The organism is Kosakonia sp. BYX6 (assembly GCF_038449125.1).
Taxonomy (GTDB): domain Bacteria; phylum Pseudomonadota; class Gammaproteobacteria; order Enterobacterales; family Enterobacteriaceae; genus Kosakonia; species Kosakonia calanthes.
Genome location: NZ_CP151800.1, coordinates 3,324,710 through 3,348,380 on the forward strand (window position 1 = coordinate 3,324,710; position 23,671 = coordinate 3,348,380).

Consider the following 23,671-nt stretch of genomic DNA (forward strand, 5'->3'; position numbering starts at 1 on the left):
ATCGACGCCTATTCTCCGACAGCATATCTGAATAGTTCCTTAACAAAACCAGATTAATTCTGAAAGCGACCAGGAATAATCGCATTTGTTACCGGCGTTACACCTGAGAATACAATGCGATGCGCCTCGACATTGAGGCGCATAAAAGAACTCAACGTTTACGATGTAGCAGCAAATAGAGCGCCGGAATGACTAACATTGATAACAATGGCGCTGTCACCATACCGCCGATCATTGGCGCGGCAATGCGGCTCATCACTTCCGAACCGCTGCCCCCACCCCACATAATAGGCAACAACCCGGCCATAATGGTCGCCACTGTCATCACTTTGGGGCGCACACGTAACACGGCCCCTTCATGTATTGCGCGCAGTAAGATCTTATTTCCCCCGTCCGGTTCCAGCGTGCGATATTTCTTAAAAGCATGATTAAGATAAAGCACCATAATAACGCCGAACTCCGCCGCCACACCGGCAAGGGCAATAAAACCGACCGCACCGGCAACGGATAAATTATATCCCAGCAACCACAGTAACCAGACACCGCCAATTAGTGCGAACGGTAAGGTCCCCATTATTAACAGCGCGTCGGAAACCCGTTTGAAGGTCATAAACAGCAGCACGAAGATAATCATCAACGTGACCGGCAACACGATTTTCAGCTTCGCGGTCGCACGTTCAAGATATTCAAACTGCCCGGACCAGGACAAGCTGACGCCCTGCGGCAACTTCACCTGCTGCGCCACGCGTTGCTGCATCTCCTCTACCGCTGATTTCAAATCGCGGCCGCGCAAGTCGACATAAATCCAGTTCGACAGGCGCGCGTTTTCGCTTTTCAGCATCGGCGGCCCTTCGGTAACGACAATCTCCGCCAGGTCGCCTAACGCAATCTGACTGCCATTTTCCGTGATCACCGGCAATGCACGCAGTTCATCAACGTTATCGCGGAGATCGCGGGGGTAACGCACATTGATCGGAAAGCGCTCGCGCCCCTGCAACACTTCACCGATGTTTTCGCCCCCCACCAGCGTAGAAACCAGCGATTGCAGCTCTTTCACCGACACGCCATAGCGCGCGGCCTGCTGGCGATTAATGTTGATATCAACATAGCGCCCGCCCGCCAGCCGCTCCGCCAGCGCAGAAGTAACGCCTGGCACCGTTTTCACCACTTGCTCAATTTGCTGCGCCACACGCTCAATATCAGCAATGTTGTTGCCGTTCACCTTGATGCCAACCGGGCTTTTGATACCGGTTGCCAACATATCCAGACGGTTACGGATCGGCGGCACCCAGACATTGGCGATTCCCGGCACATTGACGGTTTTATCCAGCTCATCCACCAGTTTTTCTGGCGTCATGCCGGGTCGCCACTGATCGCGCGGTTTGAAGCGAATGGTGGTTTCCAGCATGGTCAGAGGCGCCGGATCGGTAGCGCTTTCCGCCCTGCCCGCTTTGCCGAACACGCTTTCCACTTCCGGTACGCTTTTGATTAAGCGGTCCGTTTGCTGTAACAATCGCCCGGCTTCGCGGGCGGAAATCCCCGGCAATGTCGACGGCATATACAACAAATCGCCTTCATTGAGCGGCGGCATAAATTCGCTACCGAGGCGGCTCAGCGGCCACAAGGTCGCCACGAGTAACAGCAGCGCGATTGCCAGCGTCGCTTTCGGCCAGGCCAGCACTTTATCCAGTAACGGCTCATAAATGCGGATCAAGAAGCGGTTGATCGGGTTGGCTTTTTCATCCGGGATTTTGCCGCGAATAAATAGCCCCATCAGTACCGGCACCAGCGTGATGCCAAGCCCGGCGGCTACCGCCATCGCCCAGCTTTTAGTGAATGCCAGCGGGGAGAACATGCGCCCTTCCTGCGCTTCCAGCGAAAAGACCGGAATAAACGACAGCGTAATGATAAGCAAACTGCAAAATAGTGCGGGCCCGACTTCCACCGCCGCTTGCTCCGAAAAGCGCCAGTAATCGGCGTGAGTTGGCTGGCGGTCAGGGTTATCATGCCGCCACTGCTCCATCACTTTGTGCATGTTCTCGATCATCACAATCGCCGCATCGACCATCGCGCCAATGGCAATCGCGATGCCGCCGAGCGACATAATATTGGCGTTGATGCCCTGATAATGCATGACGATAAACGCGCCCAAAATCCCCAGCGGCAGCGAGACAATTGCCACCAGCGCCGAGCGAAAGTGGAACAAAAACAGCGAGCAAACCAGCGCGACAACAATAAATTCTTCAATCAATTTATGGGTGAGCGTCTCGACAGCGCTTTCGATCAGCGTGGAGCGATCGTATACCGGCACAATCTCCACTCCGGCGGGCAGCGTTTTTTGGATCTCGCCAAGCTTCGCTTTCACGGCATGGATCGTCTCCAGCGCGTTTTTCCCGTAGCGCATCACAATAATGCCGCCAGCGACTTCGCCTTCGCCGTTATATTCCGCCACACCGCGGCGCAACTCCGGACCAAGACGCACGGTGGCCACATCGGAAAGCATCACCGGCACGCCTTCGCGGCTGGCAATCACAATCTGGCGAAAATCCGCCAGTTGCCGCAAATAGCCGGTAGTGCGTACCATAAACTCAGCTTCACCCATTTCCAGCAGCGCACCGCCGCTCTCCTGGTTCGCCGCCTGTACCGCATTGATAATCTGATCGTGGGTGATATTCAGCGCCCGCATTTTTGCGGGATCCGGCACAATCTGGTACTGGCGTACCATCCCGCCGACGCTAGCAACTTCCGCCACGTTCGGCACCGTTTTCAGCTCAAACTTCAGCGTCCAGTCCTGTAACGCCCGCAGATCCGCGAGGTTATGTTTGCCGCTGCGATCCACCAGCGCATATTCGTAGACCCAACCAACGCCCGTGGCATCCGGCCCCAACCCAACATTTACCCCGGCAGGCAGCGAAGATTGGATCTGGCTTAAGTTTTCCAGCACCCGCGAACGCGCCCAGTAAAGATCCGTATCATCTTCAAACAGCACGTAAACATAGGCATCGCCGAACATCGAATAGCCGCGCACGGTTTTTGCACCCGGCACCGAGAGCATGGCGGTGGTGAGCGGATAGGTCACCTGATCTTCAATAATTTGCGGTGCTTTGCCCGGATAGCTGGCGCGAATAATCACCTGCACATCCGAGAGATCTGGCAACGCATCCAGCGGCGCGCGCTGCACCGACCAAATGCCCCAGCCGGTCAGGATCAGCGCCGCCATCAGGATCAACAAGCGGTTGCGTAAAGAGGCACGAATGATGGCAGCAATCATTTCATCGCCTCCTGCATCGGCATCAGATGGGTGATCACCGCGCCGTCTTCGTCATCAAGCGTGAAACTGAACATCACTTTATCGCCCGTTTTGATGGCAGGATCGGGTTGTTTAAGGACGAAATCCATCGTCATTGCGCCCCAGTTCAACGCGGGGATCGGTTGGTGAGAGAGCGTGATACTACCGTCATCAATGGCTTTCACCACGCCGGTGGATGCATACTCCTGCACCTTTTTCGCCACAGGCTGTTGTGCCTGTTGTTGCGGCAATGCACTGCGCAGGCTGGCTTCGGAATCGATCAGGAACTGGCCGGAAGTCACTACGGCATCCCCTTCTTTCACTCCCGACAGCACTTCAGTCCAGCCCTGCGCGTTACGCCCGGTGGTCACATTCACCGCCTGGAAATGCCCGTCGCCGATTGCCAGCAAGACACGGCTGGCAGCACCGGTTTCTATCAATGCCTCTTCCGGGATAGCCAGCACCGCCGGTTGCTGCGCCGCTTCGGGCTGGCTAACGGTGAGAAACATGCCAGGTTTCAGTTTTTGCTGCGGGTTTTCCAGCACAATGCGCGCTTTCAGCGTGCGGGTCGTGGTTTCCAGTTGCGGCAATAATTCGCTAACGCGGCCGTGGAATTTCTCACCCGGCCAGCTGGCAGAGGTCGCCACAATCTCACTGCCCGCCGCCAGCGACTGCGCCTGGCTTTGCGGGTAATCCACCACCAGCCAGACGGGGTCGAGGTTTGCCAGTTCAAACAGGGTTTGCGTGGCGACGACTTGTGCGCCTTCACGGGCGTCCAGTTTGACCACATACCCCGCGTGATCGGCGCGGAGTGTCAGGCGTGTTTGCGGTTTCCCGCTGCGCTCCACCGAGCGGATAACCGCTTCCGGCATAAACTGCAACGCCAGCCGTTCACGGGCAGCGCGGGTCAGTTCGCCATCACCTAACTGGCGCACCGCCAGATACTCCTGCTGCGCGGTGGTCCACTGCGGGATCCACAACTGCGCCAGCGCTTCGCCCTTTTTTACCCACTGCTGAGGCGCGCGAACAAACAGTTTTTCCACCACGCCAGCGGCTGGCGACGGCACGCTCTGGATACTGCGTTCATCGGTGGTCACCGTGGCGAAGGCGGAAAACGCACTGGCGAGCGGCCGTTTTTCCACGCGGGCGGTCGTCATGCCAAGGTTTTGTTGCTGCTGAGCACTGACGCTGACGCCGCCACTGGCGGGAGCGTCGTCGGCATATTTGGCGACCAACGGCATATCCATAAACGGTGATTTACCGGGTTTATCGAAACGCTGATCCGGCACCATCGGATCGTACCAGTACAACACTTTGCGCTGCTGTGCCGGTTCGTCCGATGCGGCGGGAGTGGTGTGTTGTCGCCCGGCGAGATAGCCCGCACCCGCTGCCACGCAGGCAGTAATCAGTACCGCTAATACGGTTTTATTCATCACATCAACTCCTGCGGGATCAGCCAACGAATGGCGGCCCATTTCTGCGCCATCTCTTTTTCGGCCTGATTAACGGCCAACTCACTGTCGAGCACATCACGGCGCGCCTCCAGCAGCATCGACAGATCCGACTGACCGGACCGATACTGCGCCGCCAGCAATGTGGCGCGGCTGCGCACGAGCGGCAGCACTTCATCACGCTGGCGCAGCCACAAGGTTTGCGCGGCGTTGTATTCAGCAATCAGAGAACGTAACTGTGCGAGGTGATCGCGCTCAGCGAGTGCCAGCTGGTCGTTGGCTTGCATCGTGCGGGACACATCAGCAGCGTGATCTTTATCCTGGCGGCGAGACTGGAACAGCGGCAGGTCGACCGTCACCATCACGCCGGCCATATCTTCATAGCCTTCCGCGCGACGCCCATACCACACTTCCACTTCCACATCCGGAATGGCGGCAATCGCCGATTCTGCCGAACGCGCTTTAGCACTGTTGGCAACGCTGGCAGCGGCAACAATATCCGGGTGCTGAACGATGCCCTGCTCAAGCGTTTTTTCATCGGCGGGCAGGCGCTGGTAGCGAGGAAGTTCGCCGGAAATAGTGGTCACGGTTTGCCCGGTAAGCTGCATCAGGCGAGTTTGCGCCAGTTGCACATCCCGCTCGGCGAGGGTCACTTTATCGCGCATCGTGCTCAGACCAACCCGGAAAGCCAGCACACTGTCTGGCGCCGCATTGCCCGCGCCAACGCTGGCGCGTTGCGCGCCCTGCTGACGTTCTGTTTCCGCCAGCAGTTTACGGGCAGTTTGTAAGGCCTGTTGGGAAAGCGCCAGATCGAGCCACGCCTGCGCCGCATCGCGCTGTAACGAGGCGCGTACCACGGTGGATTTGGCGTTTACGCTCTGTGCTTCGGCAAGCAAGGTGTCGGCTTTGCGGTCACGTTTTTCGGCGCTCACATATTGCTGCATGATGCCCACTCGCTGCATGGTCATGCCTTCGCGAGTGAAACGGTGATCGTTGCTGCCCTGTACCGGCAGGTTTTCAATGCCGAATTTCAGCTTTGGATCCGGTAACTGGCGCGCGGAATCCGCCATAGCATCCAGCGCTTGCGCTTCATTACGGTTGGCCGAGAGCTCGGCGGAATAGTGCTCAGCGGCGGCAAGGGTTTGCGTCAGCGTCAGTGACTCCGCCTGCACGGCGGAGCACATCAATCCGAGCAATACCCCGCCGAGCCGCAGGCTCAGCGTGTATCGTTTCATTGTCGCCCCCGATTACTGCTGCGGCGTCAATGAGACGAGGGTGTAACCGTTCTCGCTTTGCGCAAACGAGAAGCTGACTTTATCGCCCAATTTCACGGTTGGCAGCGTGTTACCCGGCGCTAATGTGAACTGCATGGTCATCGGCGGCCAGTTCAACGCGGGAATCGCGCTATGCGCAATGGAAAGGGAATCCGGAGAGATTTTTTTGATAGTGCCCTGGCTTTGATAAACCTGGGTCTGCATAGCCGCATGTTGCGACATATCGTGCATGCCGTGCATCGCATGCATATCTTGTGCGTGAGCAGCGGAGAACGAGAACATCAGCACGCCAGACAGCATGCAAAGAAGATAAGAACGCATAATAAGACTCCTGTTAATCATTAATTAAATAAAATTCAATGGATTAACAGTTATCTATTCGCGAAACCGGCAAAAACGAATCGTTGCCGGCGGGCCTGCTGCGGGGGGAGTTAATGACCATCCCTCATGCGAGGCGGATGGGCAAACGGGGTCGGCGACAGCCAGTGTGAGTGAAACAGGCAGCGCAACCAGTGAGGGGTGATGAACATCTTTTTGCACCAGATCTGGCACACAATGTTTTTCGCACAGCGGCGTTTTCATCGTGTTCATGTTCGGCGCGCTGTCGGCCATCATCATATGGTCCATATGCTGGACCATCATACTTTCACCCGATGGGCGCAGTTCACAGTCGTGGGAGGCAATCGCCACCTGACTCTGAATCAATAGCCAACCAAAAGCGATCAGCAGCATTAATAAATGCCGCTTAATAAAGCGCAATCGGTAAAGCCAGGCTGCGTGCATAAATTCGCCGTGGGTGAAAGGAAAGTAATGGCGAGTATAAGCAGCACTTTTTTTATTTTTAAAGACTTTTTTAAGGAATTTACGCTCGGCGGATAATTGAAACCTGACAGCTTAAAATTATTAACCAGTCGTTATCATTCAGAAAACATAATTATCATTATCGATTGCTGTGATTTATCGATTCACTTGTATTTATTTTGTGAAATGATAACAAATTCTCGCGATCATCCTCTCAATGCGTCGCTTTGTTGATTTTAATCATCTACTAACGCGGCGTTATTCGGCACATTGCGTTGCTGTTTTTTTACTTACTTTTCTCTCAGGTCAACCTCCGGGACCAAAAACATGATTTCAACATTGATTGAACTGTTGATCGGCGTAGTGGTAATTGTTGGCGTCGCCCGCTACATAATCAAAGGCTACTCCGCAACCGGCGTGCTGTTCGTCGGTGGTCTGGCGTTATTAATTGTCAGTGCGTTAATGGGCCACAAAATATTACCAGGCAGCGCCACCAGCACCGGTTATAACGCCACGGACATTGTCGAATACATTAAAATTTTGCTGATGAGTCGCGGCGGCGATCTCGGCATGATGATCATGATGCTGTGCGGTTTTGCCGCGTACATGACGCATATTGGCGCCAACGATATGGTGGTCAAACTGGCTTCGCGACCGCTGCGCTTTATCAACTCCCCTTACCTGTTAATGATTGCTGCCTACTTTGTCGCCTGCCTGATGTCGCTGGCCGTTTCTTCTGCCACCGGGCTTGGCGTGCTGTTGATGGCCACGCTGTTCCCGGTGATGGTCAACGTTGGCATCAGCCGGGGCGCGGCGGCGGCCATTTGCGCATCACCGGCAGCGATCATTCTGTCGCCCACCTCTGGCGATGTGGTACTGGCGGCCAAAGCGGCGGAGATGCCGCTGGTGGATTTCGCCTTCAAAACTACCCTGCCGATCTCAATTGCGGCGATTGTCGCGATGGCGATTGCGCACTTTTTCTGGCAGCGCTATCTGGATAAGAAAGAGAACATCGCCAGCGAAATGCTGGATGTGAAAGACATCACCACACGCGCGCCGATGTTTTACGCCATTCTGCCGTTTACGCCGATTATTGGCGTGCTGATTTTCGACGGCAAATGGGGGCCGGAACTGCACATCATCACCATTCTGGTGATTTGCATGCTGCTCGCCGCCGTGCTGGAATTTCTGCGCGGCTTCAATACGCAAAACGTCTTCGCTGGCCTGGAAGTGGCGTATCGCGGCATGGCCGACGCCTTTGCTGGCGTGGTGATGTTGCTGGTCGCGGCGGGCGTTTTTGCCCAAGGGCTGAGTACCATCGGCTTTATCCAGAGCTTAATTTCCATCGCCACGTCGTTTGGTTCGGCGAGCATTATTTTGATGCTGGTACTGGTGGTGCTCACCATGCTGGCGGCGATGACTACCGGCTCCGGTAACGCGCCATTTTATGCTTTTGTCGAGATGATCCCGAAATTGGCGCACGAGTCCGCCATTAACCCGGCATATCTGTCGATTCCGATGCTGCAAGCCTCAAACCTTGGCCGCACAATTTCACCGGTTTCCGGTGTCGTCGTTGCCGCCGCCGGGATGGCGAATATCTCGCCGTTCGAAGTGGTCAAACGCACGTCCGTGCCGGTGGTTATTGGGCTTCTCGTGGTGATTATCGCCACAGAAATCCTCGTACCGGGTGTTGCAGGCCAGTAATTTCGCATGCAATCTCAAGGGTGAAAAAGCGCCAGCCCGGCGCTTTTTTTATGCTTTAATAACACATGGCAATCATCCGGGCTCATTCATCAGGAATTTAAATGTTTAAAAAGGGACTCCCCATCAGCGTGTGCATTGCCGCAATCTTTCCCGTTTTTGCCCATGCCGCGCCACTTCAACCGAAGCAGTTCGGCGACTTTGATCGCTATGTGCTGGCGCTTTCCTGGCAAACCGGTTTTTGTCAGAGCATGCATGACAATGGACGTGATGAGCCCGACGAATGCCGTCGGCAAAAAGATCCGGTGAATAAAGCAGATAACCTGACCGTTCACGGCCTGTGGCCGGGTTTGCCAAAATCCATTGCCGCGCGCGGTGTTGATGAACGCCGCTGGATGCGCTTCGGCTGTGCGACCCGACCAATTCCCAATATGCCGGAAGCGAAAGTCAGCCAGAAATGTGCGGCGGCGGAAACCGGTCTGTCGCTGGAAATCGCCAATAAACTGAATGGCGTGATGCCCGGTTCAGGCGGGAATTCTTGCCTCGAGCGCTATGAATACGCCAAGCATGGCGTCTGTTTTGGTTTTGATCCCGATGATTATTTCGGCGCAATGGTGCGCATGAACACGGAAATCAAGCAGAGCCCTCTCGGCACGTTTCTCGCTGACAATTATGGTAAAACCGTCACCCGTACCGCGTTTGATGCTGCCGTCGCGAAAGCTTACGGCCAGCAGAGTGTCAAAGCGGTGAAACTCACGTGCAGCGGTAACCCGGCGTTTATTACTGAAATGCAGATCGCCATCAAAGCCGATGCGATTAACGAACCGCTGTCCGGGCGCTCGCTGCTGGCACAACCGCATCCTGGCAATTGTGGCGATCGCTTTACGCTCGACAGTGCGGGTTACTAACAGTCCGAATTCCGGCAAATGTGCGCCGGGTCACTTCACAGCATGCGACCCTGTCAGTATCATCCCCCTTAGACAAACCCTCGCTGCCAGACGGCGAGGGTTTTTCTTTGGATCAATCACACGACATGGAGTAAGAGATGTCCAGACCTGCCATTATCATTAATGAGCGAGACGCAGAGCGCCTCGACCGTCTGCTTGAGCAGCCCGCTCACGCTAACCTGCCGGTCGCGGATGCGCTTAATGAAGAGCTGGATCGTGCGCAGATGTGCGCGCCAGAAGCAATGCCGCATGATGTGGTAACGATGAATAGCACGGTGAAATTCCGCGAGCTAAAAAGCGGCGAAGTACGCGTGCGCACGTTGGTTTTCCCGGCACAAATGACGGACAGTGCCAACCAGCTGTCGGTATTGGCGCCGGTGGGCGCTGCGCTGTTAGGCTTACGCGTTGGCGATACCATTCACTGGGCTTTGCCGGGCGGCACCACCGCCGACCTTGAAGTGCTGGAGTTGCTGTACCAACCCGAAGCCGCAGGCGATTACTTGCTTTAATCCACGCCCTGCGCTGTTTTGCAGAGGATGCGCCCGCATCCTCTTTCCGCTTTATATACACATTCTCAATATTTGCCAGCCAGGCAGCAAAAAACGCGCGCCCTTTATGCTTCAATTTGATGGACATAACCCACAGGGAGAAGCGTTTATGTATCAGACAATCATTATGCCGGTTGATGTTTTCGAAATGGAGTTAAGCGACAAAGCCGTGCGTCACGCTGAATTCCTCGCCCAAAGCGAAGGCGTTATTCATTTGCTGCATGTTTTACCCGCCTCCGCCAGCCTGAGCCTGCACCGTTTCGCCGCCGATTTGCGCCGTTTCGAAGAGCATCTGCAACAGGAAGCGCAAACGCGCCTGAACACCATGAAAACCCATTTCAGCATCGATCCTTCCCGCATTCATACCCACGTGCGTTTCGGCAGCGTGCGCGATGTGGTGAATGAATTAGGGGAAGAGTTGAATGCAGATATGGTGGTGATCGCCTCGCGCAACCCGTCGATCTCCACCCATTTGCTGGGTTCCAACGCCTCAAGCGTGGTGCGCCACGCGCATATTCCGGTGTTGGTGGTCAGGTAAGTTAAGCACCCGATCAACGGGTTTTGTAGACCGGATAAGCGTTCAGCGCCATCCGGCAAAGAAAAAGGCTACCCGAAGGTAGCCTTTTTTATATGCAGATGACGTCTTACTTTTTTTGATTATGCAGTCTTAGTACGGATCAGGTAATCAAACGCGCTCAACGACGCTTTTGCCCCCTCTCCGGTCGCAATGATGATCTGTTTGTACGGCACCGTTGTGCAGTCGCCCGCCGCGAACACGCCTTTCACGCTGGTTTCGCATTTGGCGTCGATAATGATTTCGCCCATGCGGTTACGCTCAATCGCGCCTTCCAGCCAAGTGGTATTCGGCAGCAGACCAATCTGGACAAAGATCCCCGCCAGTTCCACGTGGTGAACATCGCCGCTCATACGGTCGCGATACTCAAGCCCGGTCACTTTGCTGCCGTCGCCTTTCACTTCGGTAGTTTGCGCGTTCAGAATGATGTCGACATTTTTCAGGCTACGCACTTTATCCTGCAACACCTGGTCGGCTTTCATCTCTGGCGCGAATTCCAGCAGCGTGACGTGCTCAACAATCCCGGCGAGATCGATAGCCGCTTCAACACCGGAGTTACCGCCGCCGATCACCGCCACACGTTTACCTTTGAACAGCGGGCCGTCGCAGTGCGGGCAGTAAGTCACACCTTTGGTACGATACTGATCTTCGCCCGGCACGTTCATGTTGCGCCATTTCGCCCCGGTCGCAATGATGATGGTGCGCGCTTTCAGCACCGCGCCAGATGCGGTTTCAATCTGATGCAGGCCGCCTTCAACCGCCGCTGGCGTCAGTTTGCTGGCGCTCTGGCTGTCGATAACATCTACATCGTAGTCCGCAACGTGCGCTTTCAGCGCGCCGGCAAATTTCTGGCCTTCGGTTTTTGGTACCGAAATGTAGTTTTCGATATCGACGGTATCCAGAACCTGACCGCCAAAACGTTCGCCCATCAAACCGGTACGAATGCCTTTACGTGCAGAGTAGACCGATGCCGCCGCGCCCGCCGGGCCGGAGCCGACAATCAATACGTCGTAAGCGTCGCGTTTGTTCAGCTCTTCCGCCGCGCGTTTTTCCGCACCGGTATCGATTTTGGCAACGATTTCTGTCAGCGTCATACGACCCTGGCCGAACTCCTGGCCGTTTACGTACACCGCCGGAACGCCCATCACATTGCGTTCGGTAATTTCGTTCTGGAACGTCCCGCCGTCAATCGCCGTGTGCTTGATGCGCGGGTTCAGTACCGCCATCAGGTTCAGCGCCTGCACTACATCCGGGCAGTTGTGGCAAGAGAGCGAATAATAGGTTTCAAACTCAAAGTCACCGTCGAGATCGCGAATCTGCTCCAGCAGCGCCTGCGCTTCTTTTGATGGATGACCACCGGTCCACAGCAGTGCCAGCACCAGTGAAGTAAATTCATGACCCAGCGGGGAACCGGCGAAGCGCGGCCCGTTGGTGGAACCTGGGTTAGTGATCAGGAATGACGGTTTGCGTACCGCCAGGCTGTTATCTTCTTTAAAAGAAACTTTGTCAGACAGCTCGGCGATTTCAGCCAGCAGCTCTTTGATTTCAGCCGATTTCGCGCTGTCATCCAGCGTCGCAATCAACTCAACAGGTTTGGTCAGTTTTTCAAGGTACGCCTTGAGCTGGGTTTTCATTGTCGTGTCGAGCATGTCGTTATCCTTCTCTTAAAACATCATCATGCAAGCTGCCTCATTGGAGCCGCCTGGATGCAACTTGAATCATGGTGTGTGGAAGAAAAACGGGTGCAATGCACCCGTTTCACGCCGGGTGGCGCTGCGCTTACCCGGCCTACTGGTAGGCCCAGGCAAACAACGCGCCGCCGGACATAAGATAGATCAGATCTTACCGACCAGATCTAAGGAAGGAGCCAGCGTCGCGTCGCCTTCTTTCCATTTAGCCGGGCAAACTTCGCCTGGGTGAGAAGCAACGTACTGAGCCGCTTTGATTTTACGCAGCAGGTCGGACGCGTCACGGCCGATGCCTTCAGCGGTCACTTCGATAGCCTGGATGATGCCCTGCGGGTCAACGATAAAGGTACCGCGGTCAGCCAGACCTTCATCTTCACGCATAATTTCGAAGTTACGGGTCAGGGCACCCGTCGGGTCGCCGATCATCGCGTATTTGATTTTCGCGATAGTGTCAGAGCTGCTGTGCCATGCTTTGTGGGTGAAGTGGGTGTCAGTAGAAACGGAGTAAACGTCTACGCCCAGTTTCTGCAGTTCTTCGTGGTGGTCAGCGACGTCGCCCAGCTCAGTCGGACATACGAAGGTGAAGTCAGCCGGGTAGAAGAAGAAGACGCTCCAGCGGCCTTCGGTATCTTTCTCGGTAACTTCGATGAATTCGCCGTTTTTGAACGCCTGGTTTTTAAAAGGTTTAATCTTGGTATTAATCAAGGACATCTATACTTCCTCCGTGTTTTCGTTGGGGTGTAAGTTAACTAACTTTCCCTGTCAGGGCTAATGCGTTTGCATTATCAAATCAATAAGCGTTAGCTAACAACCCGCAACGAACAACTATGTGAACTGGCATTTGCCAAATTGAAGGGCCACCGGAACGGGTGACCTCAAAACCTGAAGCCAACGCTGGCTATGCTTTGCGCTTACGACCGAAAGGCCATTAAGCAGCGTCGATTAGACCATCACCGGCTGTCTGTCACAATCTTTCTTCTCGGGTCGTTGCCTATGGTTGTGATAGGTTTGCCCTTAGATAAAAATTACCCACTGATTTTATAAGGATTTTTATGTTCAAGCGCCTATTCATGCTGACTTTGCTCCCGCTGACACTGCACGCCGAAGAGCTGCCCGCGCCAGTGAAAGCCATCGAAAAGCAAGGCATCACCATCATTAAATCCTTTGATGCGCCGGGCGGCATGAAAGGTTATCTCGGCAAGTATCAGGAAATGGGCGTCACCATTTATGTGACGCCGGACGGCAAACACGCCATCTCCGGCTATATGTATGACGATGCAGGCACCAACCTGAGCGAAAAAGTGATCAATAAAGAGATTTACGCCCCGGCCGGGCGTGAGCTGTGGCAGCGAATGGAAAAAGCCAACTGGATCCTTGATGGCAAAAAAGACGCGCCGCGCGTGGTGTATGTGTTTGCCGATCCCTATTGCCCGTATTGCAAACAGTTCTGGCAACAGGCGCGCCCGTGGATCGACGCGGGTAAAGTGCAAATACGCACGCTAATGGTTGGCGTCATCAAACCGGAAAGCCCAGCGGCTGCGGCGGCCATTTTGAGCGCGAAAGATCCGGCGAAAAGCTGGCATGATTATGAGCAATCGAACGGCAAAATGGCGCTCGCCCTGCCGAAATCGATCCCGCCGGAAATCATGAAATCGCTGAACATAAATCAGAAAATCATGGATGACCTGGGCGCTAACGCCACGCCAGCGATCTACTACATGAATGAAGACAATGCGTTGCAACAGGAAGTCGGCCTGCCGGATGCCGAGAAGCTGAAAACCATTATGGGCGAGAAATAAGCGGCGGCGCAGACAGCACCGCCGTATCGTTTTACAGCTTACACAGGCGCTCAGCCGCTGCCAGCAGCGTCGACTCCTGTTTCGCGAAACACAGGCGAATCAGCTTGTGCGGGAAGGGATCGGCGCAGAACACCGACAGCGGGATCGCCGCCACACCCACTTCTTTGGTGAGCCACTGGCAAAAGCTGACATCATCAAGATCGGAAATCGCGCTGTAATCCGCCAGCAGGAAGTAAGTGCCTTCGCACGGTAAAATCTCCAGCTTGCTGCTGCTCAGCGCATTAACCAAAACGTCACGACGGGCGCGGTAAAATGCCGGTAACTCGCGGTAATGTTGCGGCTCGGCGCGCAGCATATCCGCCAGCGCAAGCTGTGCCGGGGTGTTCACCGCAAACGTCAAATACTGGTGCACTTTGCGCAGCTCCGCGCTGATGGCAGCCGGCGCGACGCAGTAACCCACTTTCCAGCCGGTCATGTGATAAGTTTTGCCAAACGATGAAACGGCCACCGCCCGCTCGCGCAGTTGCGGATGCGCCAGCACGCTGGCATGCCCCTCTTCAGCAAAGCAGATGTGCTCGTAGACTTCATCGCTCAGCACATAAATTTCACGTTCCGCAATCGCCTGCCACAGTGCGGCAAAATCCTCTTTGCGCCAGACCGTCGCTGACGGGTTATGCGGCGTATTCAAAATCACCAGGCGGGTGCGGTCGCTCAACAGCGCGGCGAATGCCTGCCAGTCCACACGAAAATGCGGCGGCTGCAAGGCGATGCGTTTAAGCACGCCACCGGAAAGCTCCACCGCAGGCGCATAGCTGTCGTAACTCGGATCGAAACAGATAACTTCATCGCCCTGGCGCACCAGAGCGGTGATCGCCGCATATAACGCTTCGGTTGCCCCGGCGGTGACGGTAATGTCGGTATTCACATCCGGTTTATGGCCATACAACTCGGCGGTTTTATCGGCGATGGCTTCACGTAACGCCTGCACGCCGGTCATCGGCGCGTACTGGTTTGCGCCCTGCGCCACATGGTACGCCAGGCGCTCTTGCAAATAGCGCGGGCCGTCGAAATCCGGGAAACCTTGCGACAAATTGATCGCCTGGTGCTGTTGTGCCAGGGCGCTCATTTGCGTGAAGATGGTGGTGCCTAATGCGGGAAGTTTACTCTCTGGAATCAAAGGGTTATTGTTCATTTTTGCGTGCCTGCCGGTAAGACTCGTATTGCTGCCACTATAACACGATGCTAGTATTTGGCAATCAAGACGCTTAGACGTCTATACGATAACAATATTCCTTATAAGGAAGGGGTATGATCAACCACCTGCAACTTCAAGAACTCGTTTCTGCCTGCCACTGGATTGGTGCAAAAGGCTGGGCACCCGCGACCGGCGGCAATATGTCCGTGCGTCAAAACACTGACTGGTGCTGGCTAAGCGAATCCGGCAAAGATAAAGGCAGCCTGACGCCGGATGATTTTTTGCAGGTGTCGATTGCCGACAACCATGCGCCCTCCGGCCGTAAACCTTCCGCCGAAACCGGCCTGCATACGCTGATTTACCGTCTTTACCCCGAAGCCAATGCCGTTTTGCACGTCCATACCGTTAACGCCACTGTGCTGTCGCGCGTGGAGAAATCCACCGCGCTGCAACTGAGTGGCTACGAGATGCAAAAATCGCTGAGCGGGCAAACCACTCATCTGGACACCGTGCCGGTGGCGATTTTCGACAACGATCAGGATATCGACGCACTGGCAAAACGCATCGCGGAGTATGCACAAGCACATCCCTTACGTTATGGTTTCCTGCTGCGCGGCCACGGGTTGACCTGCTGGGGGCGCGATGTCGCCGAAGCCCGCCGTCATCTGGAAGGGCTGGAGTTTTTATTTGAATGCGAAATGCAGCGCCGCCTGCTGGAGAAATTATGATCCGCGCTATCGTGACCGATATTGAAGGCACCACCAGTGATATCCGCTTTGTGCACAACGTGTTGTTCCCCTACGCCCGCGAGCGGCTGGCAGGTTTTGTGAATGCGCAGCAGTACCAGGAGCCTGTCAGCACGATTTTGAATAATCTGCGCGACGAAGTGGGTCAGCCGAATGCCAATACGGCAGAGCTTATCGACATTCTGTTTGCCTTTATGGATGAAGACCGCAAATCAACGGCGCTGAAGGCGTTGCAGGGCATTATCTGGCGCGACGGCTATGTGAATGGCGATTTTACCGGGCATCTTTACCCGGACGTGCTGCCCGCGCTGGAAAACTGGAAGGCACAGGGTCTTGATCTGTATGTATATTCCTCTGGCTCTGTTGCTGCGCAAAAACTGTTATTTGGCTACAGCGATGAAGGTGATATTACTCATTTGTTCAGCGGATATTTCGACACGCTGGTTGGTGCGAAACGCGAGGTGCAGTCGTATCGCAATATTGCGACGCAACTTGGTCTGCCGCCCTCTTCCATCCTGTTCCTCTCTGATATTCATCAGGAGTTGGACGCCGCCGAAGAAGCCGGTTTTCGCACCACACAATTAATTCGCGGTGATGATGACGCAGCCAGCCATCATCACCAGGTTAACTCATTCAGCACCATTAAGCCGGAGCAGATCCCTTCATGAGCGCACTGACGATTTATACCGATAATGATGCCAGCACGCCGGTGTGGCAGAGCACCGAAGCCAGTGAAATTCAGCAGCAACTGAACACCAAGGGTGTGCGTTTCGAGCGCTGGCAAGCCGACCGCGATTTAGGCGCCAACCCAACGCCGGAAACGGTGATCACCGCTTATCAACACGCGATCGATAAACTGGTCGCCGAGAAAGGCTACCAAAGCTGGGACGTGATCAGCCTGCGCGCCGATAACCCGCAAAAAGAGGCGATGCGCGCCAAATTCCTCAACGAACATACCCACGGCGAAGACGAAGTGCGTTTTTTTGTGGAAGGCGCCGGGCTGTTCTGCCTGCATATCGGCAACGAAGTGTACCAGGTGCTGTGCGAGAAAAATGACCTGATCTCCGTACCCGCCGGAACACCGCACTGGTTTGATATGGGTTCAGAGCCGAATTTTACCGCAATCAGGATTTTCGATAATCCCGAGGGTTGGATTGCACAATTTACCGGCAATGATATTGCGGACGGGTATCCGCGGTTGGCTTGATAATGAAAGGCTCCTTTCGGGGCCTTTCAACTATTCTTCGAGTCTTGTGATTTCACCATTTTTTCGGCAGCGCACGATCATTAAGATGTTTTTATCAAGGCCATTTTTAGTTACTCAGTCTTCGCTGGTTCAACGCCAAGTGACAATTCGCAGGTTTGCTCAATCACGCTCTTCAGGGCTTTAACAACGGTCAGTAATGCCACTACGGGTGGAATATTTTTGATGATTATTACGATATAGGGATTCTCGAGAATTAATAATGCTGCATCAATCTTCTCTTTCCAGATGCTGTAATAAACTTTGCACATTTCATTACGTCCTGCCGGGAAAGGTGTATTTGCAAAAGCAGCAAGCTCGTCAATCGCTGCAAAAGCTATTTCTAAGCTTTGGACATCATTATCGCCACTCATATATTACCCTCTGGTTGCTAATGCATAGCCGTTCTATGCTCTTTAAGAGTAGAAATAACTGCGTCGAAGGAAAATCATGCTTTTTCATGAATACGAACGGTTATAACTCACCTCACCTTCGCATGATTCTTTATGCAGAAGGATGACTTCCCACTGAAGATATATTTCAGCGTCACTTCAATTAATGGTTGAATATCCGTAAAAATGTAGAATATATCATTAACAAAATAACAACGACCTCTCGATATATTCTATAAAAGGGGCAGTTTAACTTTCGCAAAAATTGACTTTTACATTGTATTTTCTCATTATTTCAATGAGTAACCAACTTCTGGAGTACAAGGTAATTCTCCCGATATTTTTATTAAATTAGGCATGAAGATTTCACTTTAGTCGCCGATAAAAATAACGTCCCCATTCGATATGGATAGCACCTGAGGCCGTTATGACCATCTTAAGAAAATTGTTGTTTGTATTTGCTGTGACCTTTCTTGCCATGCTGCTACTCGGTGGTTTGAGCATCAGAGCGTTAGATAACGCACAGGATCGTTTTGATTATGTTATTGATAATAGTCTGCCTAGTATCAGTAAATTGAGCGAGGCTGCGCAGCATCGTGAGGAAGCAAGGCGACAAATATTAATGTCGTTATTAGTCAGTGAAGAAGATGTATTTATTAAACATATGGCACAGGCCAAAGATGAATTGAATAAAACCAATGAAATCTTTGATTATTATACTTCCCGGCTGATCAGTGATAAGGCTGATGCGCAATTATTGAAAAAGACCCGCGATGCATTTAATGATTATGTGCAAAAGACTGACGCGATGGTCGGTGTTTATCACAGTCAAGGCATCGACGCTGCACGAAGAATGGTGTCCGACGGTGGCGCGACGGCCATTGCGTCTGTCGCGCTAAGCGCGGATTTAACAGAGATGCTGGCGCATAATTACACGATTGCCAAACTGTATGCGGAAAATAACCATACGCAATATATCAATACCTTCTGGCTGCTACTGGGGATGATTATCTTTTTAGTCACTCTGGTCGCCGTATTCGCCTCTGCTATTCTTCGCTATTTAAGTAAAGGCTTAAAAAGTTTGCAAACCAGTATGGGATTAATCAGCCACTCGCTGGATTTGACCCACAAAGTTGATTTGCATAAAAGGGATGAATTGGGCGCGACGGCGGAAAGTTTTAACACGCTGGTGGAGAAAATCAGGTTCGTGTTAACCAATGTAAAAGACGCCAGTCACGAGGTGGATACCGCCGCCAGTGAAATCGCGAAAAGCAATGATGACCTCTCTTCCCGTACCGAATCTCAGGCGTCGTCACTGGAACAGACCGCCGCCAGCATGAATGAGCTTTCGGTCACCGTGAAACACAATATGGATAATGCGCAGGAAGCCAATGCGTTTATTGGCCGCGTGCAAACCATGGTGAATGAAAGTCACCGCGAATTGAGTTCGCTGCAAAAATCCATTGATGATATTTCGGCGTCTTCGGCGAAGATTTCTGAAATCACCGACATTATTGATGGCATCGCTTTCCAGACCAATATTCTGGCGCTGAACGCCGCGGTCGAAGCCGCCCGCGCGGGTGAGCAAGGAAAAGGGTTTGCAGTGGTCGCAGGCGAAGTGCGATCCCTGTCGCAGCGCTCGTCGGTCGCGGCTCGCGATATCCGCAGGCTTATCGACGAAGCCATTAAAAATGTCAGCCAGGGCGTCAATTACGCCGCAAATGTCACCACGCGGATGAACGACGCGCTGGGTGCGGTGGATGAAACGACAGTGCTCATCAATCAAGTGAATCACTCTTCCACCGAGCAAAGCTACGGCATTGAACAGGTCAACGTCGCCGTCAGCCAGATGGAAGGTAACTTGCAGCAAAACGCCGCAATGGTGGAAGAGATGGCGACCGCCGCCAATTCACTCAGCCACCAGGCAGGCAAACTATTGAACGATGTAAACGCGTTTAAGCTTTAACAAACATGCCGGATGGCGGCTGTCGCCTTATCCGGCCTACAAAATGTGTAAACCCGCTAAGCGCTAGCAGGCATTTTAGCTAATGAGAAATCCCAAAATGGGCAGCCGTGATGGCCGAATTCAGCACGAGTGATAGACTGATTTGCGCTATCGCCTTCATTACGATGGATAACAAAGTTTCACAATCTGGGATAACAGGAAACTAATTAACTGATGGACACGCCGCGTTAATCAGCGCGGTCAGATGAAAGGAATATCACTATGGCTAATCCACTCCCACGGGTGTTTCGGCTTACCGGTTCCGTAGGCACATGCGGTACTAACAACCCTGACGACGTAAAACTCCTTCAAAAAATGATCATTCATGCAGGTTACAACGACATTTCCAAACACGCTGTCCGTGCAAACGGTCGATGCGACAGAGAAACGGAATACGCCATTCTTTGGCTTCAGCGTCTGCAAAATATGTCACCGTCTGGGCTACTGCACCCGATGGAAACCTGGTTTTTTAAAATGTTTAGCAACGCCATCACCCCGGGCTGGCGACCACAGCATACTGTTGGACCGCTACATGTACGGGAAGGCCAAATCACTTTTGATGCGGAAGGAAAAGATTACATCACCGCTGTTGCTCCGTTTCGCCAGCCTCAACGTATGCCTAATTTTTCGAGAATTTTGCACTGGCCGGGAAAAGCGTCTGGTGTCACGCTTGGACGTGGTTATGATATGAAACATCGCAGCGCAGGACAGATCCAAGTTGAAATGAGGTCAGCGGGTATCGAAGAGTACAAAGCCATAATTTGCTCAAAAGCTGCTCACCTTTACGGGCGAGAAGCTGCAATATTCGTTAGGGATTATGGACCTTTGGTGGGCGAAATAACTCACTTTCAGCAAGTGCGTCTATTTGAAACCATCTATCCTGATTATCTAAAACTCGCTGAATATTACTATAAAACCTATACTTCAGGCCAAGTGATAATTATCAATGCAACACCATGGATTAATATCAATAAAAAGATTAAAGATGTATTTGTCGATATAGCGTTTCAGGGTGTTGATAATATCAAAACCCTTACAGCATGTGTAGCCAAAAATAACAAATCAAAGCTTATTGAATTTATAACAGCCAGTAGTTTTTATATGTCTTATGAGGCAAACAGGAAAAGGATTAATTATCTCAAATGAAAATCTCTCAGATTGTATTCATAGCTCTCTCTCTGGCAACTTTCGCCACTCAAGCCGCGTCGTTTCAATTTGGAAAAGAAGTTAAAAACTGCCTTACGTTACCGTCATTCGGTGATAATGTAAAAACGCAATCCCAATGCAAAGAAGAAGCAAAAGCCGCTTCGGAAAAATCATTAAATAACACAATCACCAGGCTTCATAAAAGAATTAAGGACGATTACAACACACCCTATCACCTGAATGATATTGACGGTGTAAAAATTAAAGATGTGTTCTGGGAGAAATTTATTAATTCACAAAAGTCGTGGTCCTCATCCAGAGAGGAAATATGCTCCGCCATGGCATCTTTAGTTGGGGAATGGGCTGAAAGCCAGGATGATATTCAAACCCAATGTATTCTGGATCAAAATAAAGGCAGGGAGCGCTACCTTAAAGAGATATATTTGAAATAAGTCATCTCTGTAAATAGCCAGATACAACTGATAAAACCGAAGAGAAAAGCCCGCACACATAGGTGAGCGGGCTTTTTTATAAGCGACTTAGAAGAACGTCACCAAACTCAGGTTAAACCGGTCATCCTGCGATTCGCCGCTTTGGCTGCCGCGCGCATATTCCAGCGACAACATGGCGTTGTTCGGGCTGGCGTCTTCGGTAAACGGAATATCGCTGTTCTCGAATTGCAGGTGTTGGGTTTCATTCTGCACATCCATCAACACCAGGGTGGAGGTGTTGAAATCACGCCCGCGTACCCAGTGGTAGCCGACACGCGTCGAAAGGCGCTGGAAGCGATCGCGCGACGTCACCCCGCAGTCGGTTTTCGGTTTGGTACGGCTGTCCACCCCTTCCACGTTCAGCCAAAAACCATCGTTACCGAGCGGCACAATCCCCCCGTCGCCCACCAGCGACGCGGGCGTACATATTGGGAGGTTTGTAGGCCGGATAAGCGTTTACGCGCCATCCGGCATTCAGCGCGCCGGGCGTTTCGCAGTCGGCGAGTCGTTTACGGATTATTTTGTCTACCCTTAACAAGCACGTTCTGTGGCTTGAGTCGTGGTCACTTCCCGATTATTTCTCAATTAAGGAAGACCAATGAAAAATACCTCCGGACAATCGCGGGTCGCCGTGGTGCTCTATGAGCTGCTAAACCCCATCCCCCTCGGCTTTTTCGTTGCCGCGTGGATCTTCGATATTCTCTATCTCAAAACCTTCCAGATAATGTGGACCGACGCGGCGAGCTGGCTTATCGCAATAGGCCTTATTATTGCCATCCTGCCGCGCTTGATAAACCTGGCGCAGGTGTGGATCACCCAGCGCCGCCTCGCCACGCCTGCGGTAAAAATCCATTTCTGGCTCTGGCTGATTGCCGTGGTGATCGAGATTTTTAACGCCTTTGTGCACAGCCGCGATGCCTACGCCGTGGTGCCGCTCGGCGTGATTCTGTCTACGGTAGTGGTGGTTCTGCTGCTGATTGCTAACGTTCAGCTCGCCGTTTGCACGCGCGTCGGGAAAGGAGAAATCGCATGAAAATGACCCGACACACACTGGCCGCATGTGTTCTCGCCGCGCTGCTCGCAGGCTGCGATCAGGGCGCCAATATCGACCCGGTGAAACAGGTTGGCCCAGAACCCGAACTGCCAAAAGCGCAAAACTTCCTGATGCCGCCGATGCAGGTACCAGAAGGCGTGCCGTGGCAGCAAGGCCAGGCGCCGAAAGTCCCGGATGGGCTAAAAATTGAAAAAGTGGCGGACGGTCTGCAACACCCGCGCCAGCTTTATGTTTTGCCCAATAACGACGTTCTGGTCGCGGAAGCCAACGGCCCATCGAAACCGACCACGCGCCCGAAACAGTTGATTATGGGCGTAGTGCAACAGGCGTCCGGGAAAGGCGGCCCTGGCGGTAATCGCATCACGCTGCTGCGCAATGTCGATGGCAAATGGCAGAAGCACACCTTTATTGAAAACCTGCATTCACCGTTTGGTATACAACTGATCGGCAACACCTTGTGGGTTGCCAATGCCGACAGCCTGGTCAAATTCCCCTATCAGGAAGGCGAAACGACGATCAGTTCGCCTGGCGAAGTGGTGACGGAATTGCCGGGTGGGCCGATTAACCACCACTGGACGAAAGCGCTGCTGGCCAGCCCCGACGGCAGCAAGCTGTATGTCGGCGTCGGCTCTAACAGCAACATCACCGAAAACGGCATTGGCGCAGAGTATCGCCGCGCCGCCGTGCTGGAAGTGGATGCTGCCAGCGGCGCCAGCCGCATTTACGCCAGCGGGCTGCGTAACCCAACGGGTCTGCAATGGGAACCGGAAAGCGGCGCGCTGTGGGCGGTGGTTAACGAGCGGGATGAAATCGGCTCCGATTTAGTGCCGGATTACATGACCTCGGTGAAAGAGAAAGGCTTCTACGGCTGGCCGTACAGCTACTTTGGTCAGCATGTCGATGAGCGCGTGAAACCGCAGCGCCCGGATCTGGTGAAACAGGCAATCAAGCCGGATTACGCGCTCAGTTCCCACGTCGCACCGCTCGGCCTGCTGTTTTACACCGGCGACAATATGCCGCAATACCGCGGCGGCGCGTTTGTCAGCGAGCACGGGAGCTGGAACCGCACACCGCTTAACGGTTATCAAGTCGTATGGGTGAAATTTGAAAACGGTAAACCGGTCGGTCAACCGCTGCCGGTCATTACCGGGTTCCTCACCGATGACCAAAAGCAAGTACGCGGCTTGCCGGTCGGGCTGGCGATGGATAAGCAAGGCGGCGTGTTGGTTGCCGACGATGCCGGCAACGCAATTTGGCGGGTGAGCGCTCGCTAAGAAAAACCCTCTCCCGTCCGGGGAGGGTAACTTTCTTACCGATGCGGCTTCTG

At 53.3% G+C, this 23,671-nt stretch carries 23 protein-coding genes; 13 read left to right on the plus strand and 10 right to left on the minus strand.

What is annotated here, in order from left to right; all coding sequences use genetic code 11:
* Nucleotides 1–151 precede the first annotated feature (151 nt).
* The 5 genes from AAEY27_RS15645 to AAEY27_RS15665 are packed head-to-tail and all read right to left on the minus strand — an operon-like array spanning nucleotide 152 to nucleotide 6,797.
* Nucleotides 152–3,271, minus strand: coding sequence for an efflux RND transporter permease subunit (locus AAEY27_RS15645; RefSeq protein ID WP_342321611.1), 3,120 nt, complete (start codon nucleotides 3,269–3,271; stop codon nucleotides 152–154).
* Nucleotides 3,268–4,722, minus strand: coding sequence for an efflux RND transporter periplasmic adaptor subunit (locus AAEY27_RS15650; protein WP_342321612.1), 1,455 nt, complete (start codon nucleotides 4,720–4,722; stop codon nucleotides 3,268–3,270). Before AAEY27_RS15650 ends, AAEY27_RS15645 begins: the two co-directional genes overlap by 4 nt.
* Nucleotides 4,722–5,975 (minus strand): TolC family protein, encoded by a 1,254-nt coding sequence (locus AAEY27_RS15655; RefSeq protein ID WP_342321613.1) that lies wholly within the window; start codon nucleotides 5,973–5,975, stop codon nucleotides 4,722–4,724. Before AAEY27_RS15655 ends, AAEY27_RS15650 begins: the two co-directional genes overlap by 1 nt.
* 12 nt (nucleotides 5,976–5,987) lie before the next feature.
* Nucleotides 5,988–6,335: a copper-binding protein gene (locus tag AAEY27_RS15660; RefSeq protein ID WP_342321614.1), complete on the minus strand. Its 348-nt coding sequence runs from the start codon at nucleotides 6,333–6,335 to the stop codon at nucleotides 5,988–5,990.
* A gap of 54 nt (nucleotides 6,336–6,389) precedes the next feature.
* On the minus strand, nucleotides 6,390–6,797 hold the full coding sequence (locus AAEY27_RS15665; RefSeq protein WP_342321615.1) for a DUF2946 domain-containing protein: 408 nt from the start codon (nucleotides 6,795–6,797) through the stop codon (nucleotides 6,390–6,392).
* Between the two features lie 348 nt (nucleotides 6,798–7,145).
* On the opposite strand from AAEY27_RS15665, the gene dcuC reads away from it, so the two are divergent.
* The 4 genes from dcuC (at nucleotide 7,146) to uspG (ending at nucleotide 10,549) form a co-directional block, all read left to right on the plus strand.
* Nucleotides 7,146–8,519 (plus strand): anaerobic C4-dicarboxylate transporter DcuC, encoded by a 1,374-nt coding sequence (dcuC, locus tag AAEY27_RS15670; protein WP_342325597.1) that lies wholly within the window; start codon nucleotides 7,146–7,148, stop codon nucleotides 8,517–8,519.
* Between the two features lie 101 nt (nucleotides 8,520–8,620).
* Nucleotides 8,621–9,424, plus strand: coding sequence for a ribonuclease I (rna, locus tag AAEY27_RS15675; protein WP_342321616.1), 804 nt, complete (start codon nucleotides 8,621–8,623; stop codon nucleotides 9,422–9,424).
* Between the two features lie 137 nt (nucleotides 9,425–9,561).
* Complete coding sequence (gene rnk, locus AAEY27_RS15680) at nucleotides 9,562–9,972, plus strand: nucleoside diphosphate kinase regulator (RefSeq protein WP_342321618.1); 411 nt, start codon at nucleotides 9,562–9,564, stop codon at nucleotides 9,970–9,972.
* Between the two features lie 148 nt (nucleotides 9,973–10,120).
* Nucleotides 10,121–10,549 (plus strand): universal stress protein UspG, encoded by a 429-nt coding sequence (gene uspG / locus AAEY27_RS15685; RefSeq protein WP_342321619.1) that lies wholly within the window; start codon nucleotides 10,121–10,123, stop codon nucleotides 10,547–10,549.
* Between the two features lie 119 nt (nucleotides 10,550–10,668).
* Here the strand turns inward: uspG and ahpF are convergent, their stop codons facing one another.
* The gene (gene ahpF, locus AAEY27_RS15690; RefSeq protein WP_342321621.1) at nucleotides 10,669–12,234 is read right to left on the minus strand and encodes an alkyl hydroperoxide reductase subunit F; all 1,566 of its coding nucleotides are present in this window, start codon (nucleotides 12,232–12,234) and stop codon (nucleotides 10,669–10,671) included.
* A gap of 186 nt (nucleotides 12,235–12,420) precedes the next feature.
* On the minus strand, nucleotides 12,421–12,984 hold the full coding sequence (gene ahpC, locus AAEY27_RS15695; RefSeq protein ID WP_342321622.1) for an alkyl hydroperoxide reductase subunit C: 564 nt from the start codon (nucleotides 12,982–12,984) through the stop codon (nucleotides 12,421–12,423).
* 341 nt (nucleotides 12,985–13,325) lie between these two features.
* Here ahpC and dsbG point away from each other — a divergent pair, with 341 nt between their 5' ends.
* On the plus strand, nucleotides 13,326–14,072 hold the full coding sequence (gene dsbG, locus AAEY27_RS15700; protein WP_342321623.1) for a thiol:disulfide interchange protein DsbG: 747 nt from the start codon (nucleotides 13,326–13,328) through the stop codon (nucleotides 14,070–14,072).
* Between the two features lie 31 nt (nucleotides 14,073–14,103).
* On the opposite strand, the gene AAEY27_RS15705 is transcribed toward dsbG, so the two are convergent.
* Entirely contained in the window at nucleotides 14,104–15,264 is a 1,161-nt protein-coding gene (locus AAEY27_RS15705; protein WP_342321624.1) for a pyridoxal phosphate-dependent aminotransferase, read from the minus strand.
* A 116-nt stretch (nucleotides 15,265–15,380) separates the two neighbouring features.
* Between AAEY27_RS15705 and AAEY27_RS15710 the strand changes: the two genes are divergently transcribed.
* From AAEY27_RS15710 to AAEY27_RS15720, 3 genes are read left to right on the plus strand one after another with little or no spacing between them, the layout of a single operon-like run.
* Nucleotides 15,381–15,995 carry a methylthioribulose 1-phosphate dehydratase gene (locus tag AAEY27_RS15710; protein WP_425294638.1) on the plus strand — a complete coding sequence of 205 codons (615 nt, stop codon included), beginning with the start codon at nucleotides 15,381–15,383 and terminating at the stop codon, nucleotides 15,993–15,995.
* Nucleotides 15,992–16,681: an acireductone synthase gene (mtnC, locus tag AAEY27_RS15715; RefSeq protein ID WP_342321625.1), complete on the plus strand. Its 690-nt coding sequence runs from the start codon at nucleotides 15,992–15,994 to the stop codon at nucleotides 16,679–16,681. Before AAEY27_RS15710 ends, mtnC begins: the two co-directional genes overlap by 4 nt.
* The gene (locus tag AAEY27_RS15720; RefSeq protein ID WP_342321627.1) at nucleotides 16,678–17,220 is read left to right on the plus strand and encodes a 1,2-dihydroxy-3-keto-5-methylthiopentene dioxygenase; all 543 of its coding nucleotides are present in this window, start codon (nucleotides 16,678–16,680) and stop codon (nucleotides 17,218–17,220) included. Before mtnC ends, AAEY27_RS15720 begins: the two co-directional genes overlap by 4 nt.
* 110 nt (nucleotides 17,221–17,330) lie before the next feature.
* Here AAEY27_RS15720 and AAEY27_RS15725 read toward each other — a convergent pair whose 3' ends face one another.
* Entirely contained in the window at nucleotides 17,331–17,630 is a 300-nt protein-coding gene (locus tag AAEY27_RS15725) for a hypothetical protein (RefSeq protein WP_342321628.1), read from the minus strand.
* Between the two features lie 496 nt (nucleotides 17,631–18,126).
* Here AAEY27_RS15725 and AAEY27_RS15730 point away from each other — a divergent pair, with 496 nt between their 5' ends.
* The 3 genes from AAEY27_RS15730 to AAEY27_RS15740 all read left to right on the plus strand — a co-directional run bounded on the left by AAEY27_RS15730 (nucleotide 18,127) and on the right by AAEY27_RS15740 (nucleotide 21,251).
* Nucleotides 18,127–19,614 (plus strand): methyl-accepting chemotaxis protein, encoded by a 1,488-nt coding sequence (locus tag AAEY27_RS15730; RefSeq protein WP_342325601.1) that lies wholly within the window; start codon nucleotides 18,127–18,129, stop codon nucleotides 19,612–19,614.
* Nucleotides 19,615–19,875: 261 nt separating this feature from the next.
* A complete protein-coding gene (locus AAEY27_RS15735) occupies nucleotides 19,876–20,799 on the plus strand; it encodes a peptidoglycan-binding protein (RefSeq protein ID WP_342321629.1) in 924 nt (307 codons plus the stop codon).
* On the plus strand, nucleotides 20,796–21,251 hold the full coding sequence (locus AAEY27_RS15740) for a lysozyme inhibitor LprI family protein (protein WP_342321631.1): 456 nt from the start codon (nucleotides 20,796–20,798) through the stop codon (nucleotides 21,249–21,251). The genes AAEY27_RS15735 and AAEY27_RS15740 overlap by 4 nt, the downstream gene beginning before the upstream one ends.
* 87 nt (nucleotides 21,252–21,338) lie before the next feature.
* Here the strand turns inward: AAEY27_RS15740 and AAEY27_RS15745 are convergent, their stop codons facing one another.
* A complete protein-coding gene (locus AAEY27_RS15745) occupies nucleotides 21,339–21,680 on the minus strand; it encodes a hypothetical protein (protein ID WP_342321633.1) in 342 nt (113 codons plus the stop codon).
* Nucleotides 21,681–21,888: 208 nt separating this feature from the next.
* Between AAEY27_RS15745 and AAEY27_RS15750 the strand changes: the two genes are divergently transcribed.
* Together AAEY27_RS15750 and AAEY27_RS15755 are read left to right on the plus strand one after the other, a co-directional pair.
* The gene (locus tag AAEY27_RS15750) at nucleotides 21,889–22,323 is read left to right on the plus strand and encodes a DUF2231 domain-containing protein (RefSeq protein WP_342321634.1); all 435 of its coding nucleotides are present in this window, start codon (nucleotides 21,889–21,891) and stop codon (nucleotides 22,321–22,323) included.
* Nucleotides 22,320–23,618, plus strand: coding sequence for a PQQ-dependent sugar dehydrogenase (locus AAEY27_RS15755; RefSeq protein WP_342321636.1), 1,299 nt, complete (start codon nucleotides 22,320–22,322; stop codon nucleotides 23,616–23,618). The genes AAEY27_RS15750 and AAEY27_RS15755 overlap by 4 nt, the downstream gene beginning before the upstream one ends.
* The last annotated feature ends 53 nt before the right edge of the window (nucleotides 23,619–23,671 follow it).